Consider the following 3,916-nt stretch of genomic DNA (forward strand, 5'->3'; position numbering starts at 1 on the left):
GCCGACCGCCCGCTCACCGAGGCGGACCGGCTGCGCGCCGAGCAGCAGCTGTACCGCCTGGTCCTGGGCGAGTTCGAGCGGACGAAGGGGCTCGAAGCCGTGGAGGTCGGCTGCGGGCTCGGCCTCGGCTGCGCCCTGGCCCTGCGGGAGTTCGGCTTCGCCGAGGTCTGCGGCATCGATGTGCACCCCGCGCAGCTGGACCGGGCCCGCATCGCCAACGCCGACGTGCTGGCCCTCCACCCCGAGCGGCTCAGATACGTGCGCGGGGCCGCCGAGGCCATACCGCTGCCCGACCGCTCCGCGGACTGCCTGTACTCGGTGGAGGCCGCGCAGCACTTCCCGGACCTGCCCGGGTTCGCCCATGAGGCGGCCCGGGTGCTGCGCCCCGGCGGGCGGCTGACGCTGTCGACCTTCTTCGCCCGCGGCGAGAGCGGGGCCGAGGCGCTGCCCCGGCTGCTTCCGACCTACTCCGACGGCCTCGACCTCCCGCACGTCATCGGCCACTTCACCGAGACCCTGTCCGGGCACGGGTTCGCGGACGTGCGCGTCCGGCCCATCGGGGAGGACATCTGGGCGGCCTACGACCGCTGGCTCGCCCAGACGCCCCTGAAGTCCCTGTGGCCCCGCCGCTTCCTGGAGGCGTACGTGACCGGGCTCCTCGACTACTACCTGGTCACCGCTGACGCCGCCACGGACCCGTGATCGCCAGCATGATGCCGGGCGACTGGATGTTGGCGAACAGCGTCTGCCCGTCGGGCGAGAAGACGACCCCGGTGAACTCGCTGTACTCCGGCTCCTCCTCGGTGCCGATGTTCAGGTCGTTGCGGGCGATCGGGTAGGTGCGCCCGTCGTCCGTGGCGCCGAAGAGGTGCTGGATGCCGCTGCCGTCCTCGGCGAGGATCAGCCCGCCGTACGGCGAGACGGTGATGTTGTCGGGCCCGTCCAGGGCGCCGTCCTCGGACGGGTCGGGGTTGACGCCGAGCAGCACCTTGAGGGTGAGGGTCCGGCGGCGCGGGTCGTAGAACCACACCTGGCCGTCGTGCTGGTTGGGGCTCTCGGAGCGCGCGAAGGAGGACACGATGTACGCGCCGCCGTCCGCCCACCACATGCCCTCCAGCTTGCGGGCGCGGGTCACCTCGCCCTCATCGAACTGCTTGCGCACCGAGACCGTACGGGCGTCGCGGTCGGGCACGTCGACCCAGTCCACGCCGTAGACAGTGCCGGTGCGGGTGGCGCGGGCGAGGTCGTCGACGAACCGGCCGCCCGAGTCGAAGCACTTGGGCGCCTGGAGCACCCCGGCGTCGTCGGCCAGCTTCCGCAGCTGCCCGCGGCCGTGCTGGAAGCCGTGCGGCGGGGTCCAGCGGTAGAACAGGCCGTTGGGGCCCGAGGCGTCCTCGGTGAGGTAGAGGTGGCCGCGCTTGGGGTCCACCACGACGGCCTCGTGCGCGTACCGGCCCAGGGCCTTGATGGGCTTGGGATCGCGGTTGGCCCGGCGGTCGTAGGGGTCGACCTCGAAGACGTAGCCGTGGTCCTTGGTCATGCCGTTGGAGCCGGCCTTGTCCTCGGTCTCCTCGCAGGTGAGCCAGGTACCCCAAGGGGTGCTGCCGCCCGCGCAGTTGACGGCCGTACCGGCGATGCCGACCCACTCGGCGACGTCGTCGCCGCGCCCGCGGACCTCCACGACGGTGCAGCCGCCGGGCGCGGCCGGGTCGTAGACCAGTCCCTCGGCGAGCGGCACCGGGTACTTCACCTTGTCGCGGGGGCCGCCGAGTTCGTGGTTGTTGACCAGCAGGGTCACCCCTCGCCGGCCCTCGAAGGCGGCGGTGCCGTCGTGGTTGGAGGGGGTGGACTCGCCCGTGTCGAGCGTGGTCTCGCCGCTGCGCGTGATGACCCGGTACGAGAAGCCGGCCGGCAGCGCGAGCAGGCCCTTCGGGTCCTCGATGAGCGGGCCGTAGCCGAGCCCGTGGGCGTGGCCCCGCCCGGCCTCCCGCTCACCGTCGCCCTCGGCGCCCTCGGCGGACGGCTCCACTCCGATCGCGCCGGGCGCGGTGGCGAGCACGCCGACGCTGCCGGCGAGGGCGACGCCGCCACCGGCGAGGGCGGAGCGCTTCGCGAAGTCTCTGCGGGTGAGGGGCATGTCATCTCCTGGATAACAAGATTCGGAACCCTGCGGGGAACTCCGCCACCCTCTCCCGCCCCGCCGAACACCGGTTGAACACGACGCGTCGACTCGGGTTCCGGTGAACGGCCTGGCGCCTACCAACTGCCGCCCGCCGCCTAACCGCCCGCGGCACCGCGGGGCCCGCGATGTGCCCGCGGGCGACCGGCCGAGCCCAGGCACGAGGCCCGCCCCGGCCGCCCCAGCCGCGCGGGTGCAACCGCGCGATACAACTATGCGCCAGCGCCGAGCGGTACTGTCCGCGCCCCGGCAACCGCCGTCGGCCCGCGGCGCCCGGCGGCTCGGCTCAGCCCTTCGCTCGCGACCGCGCCTTGAAGGCCGCCTTGCGGGCCTCCTTGGCGGTGCGCCTGTCGGGGTGGAGTTCGGCCATGGCCTCCAGGACGTCGGCGGTCGCCGGGTGGTCGACGCGCCAGGCCTCGTCGAAGAAGCCGCTGTGCTGGCTGACGACGCCCTCGACCAGGTCGCGGAGGTCCGCCTCGCTCTCCTCGCCCTGCTGGCCACCGAGTTGGGCCGCGATGGTGTCGACGGTGAGCCAGAAGACCAGCTCCTGGGACGGCGGCGGTACGTCCGTCGCACCGCGCTCGGCCAGCCCGACCCGGGCGAGCCCGCCCAGCCGCGGATCGTCCAGCACCTCGCGCAGCGCCTCCGCGGCCTCGGGCCCGAGCAGCAGGAGCGCCTGCTGGCAGGCGAGCCGCCGCACCGGCGCCCGCTCGTCGTCCCCCCGCGCCGCCGCGAGCAGTTCGCGGGCGGCGGCGACGGGCTCGCGCCGGGCGAGCCACTGCTCGGCCTCGGCCTGGGCGACGGCCCTCGGGAAGTCGGGCAGCCGCTCCAGCAGCACGTCCGCGCCCTTGTCGGCGAGGTCGCCGACCACGGGGGCCTCCAACCCGGCGTCCAGCATCCGCGCCCGTACGCCGTACATCCCGAGGGGGGTGAGGCGGACCATGCCGTAGCGGGAGACGTCCTCCGCGTCGAGCTCCGTCTCCGCCTCGGGGCCGCCCTCCGCGCTGCCCTCCCTGTTCCCCTCCTCGTCCAGCTCCTCGATCAACTCCTCGTCCACCGGCTGGTATTCGACCAGTCCGATCGGGGCGAGCAGCCGGAACTGGTCGTCCAGCCGCATCATCGCCTCGGAGACCTCTTCGAGGATGTCGTCGGTGGGCTCGTCCATGTCGTCGGGGACGATCACGGAGGCGGCGAGCGCGGGCAGCGGAACGGCCCGGTCCGCGCCGCCCTCGCCCAGCGCGGTCAGCAGGTAGAGGTTGCCCAGCACGCCGTCGAGGAAAGCGAGCTCCTCCTCGGGGTTCCAGTCCAGCGAGTCGAGGTCGAGATCGAGATCGCCGCCCTCGGCGGAGTCGCCCAGGCTCTCCGCGAAGCGCTCCACGAGGTCGGAGATGTCGGGCGCCACGGCGTCCCCGAGCAGCGTCTCGAACCCGCTCAGCCAGATGTCGAGCACATCCCCGGGGCTGCCGGCGGTCACCAGCGCCGCGTCCTCGGCGGGCACGGCGGTCCCCACCGCCACGTCCTCCGACTCCTCCGCGTCCTCGTCCTCGGCGATCGCCACGAGGCCGGTGTCGACGGCCAGTCGCCAGGCCTCGCTCGCGTACGCGGCGTCGTCCTCGTCGTCGCCGTCGAACCCGAGATGGGCGGCCGCGTCGCGGACCCCGGCATCGAGCAGCTCGCCGCCCGCGCCGACGCGGATCCCGGCGCTGCCGCCGGGGCCGGCGGTGCCGGACCCGGCCC

The 3,916-nt window shown here is 74.1% G+C and carries 3 protein-coding genes; 1 reads left to right on the forward strand and 2 read right to left on the reverse strand.

The genetic code is table 11. The features are described from left to right. On the forward strand, window positions 1–702 hold a 702-nt coding region (locus tag AOK16_RS22145; RefSeq protein WP_055473933.1), incomplete at its 5' end, for a class I SAM-dependent methyltransferase. Here the strand turns inward: AOK16_RS22145 and AOK16_RS22150 are convergent. Further along, window positions 674–2,137, reverse strand: a complete 1,464-nt coding sequence (locus AOK16_RS22150) for an alkaline phosphatase PhoX (RefSeq protein WP_055473934.1) — start codon at window positions 2,135–2,137, stop codon at window positions 674–676. The two genes, AOK16_RS22145 and AOK16_RS22150, sit on opposite strands and share 29 nt — an antisense overlap. A gap of 328 nt (window positions 2,138–2,465) precedes the next feature. Then, window positions 2,466–3,916: hypothetical protein (locus AOK16_RS22155; protein WP_055473935.1), on the reverse strand; the 1,451-nt coding region annotated here is incomplete at its 5' end.

The organism is Streptomyces pathocidini (assembly GCF_001418495.1).
In the GTDB taxonomy this organism is placed as follows: domain Bacteria; phylum Actinomycetota; class Actinomycetes; order Streptomycetales; family Streptomycetaceae; genus Streptomyces; species Streptomyces pathocidini.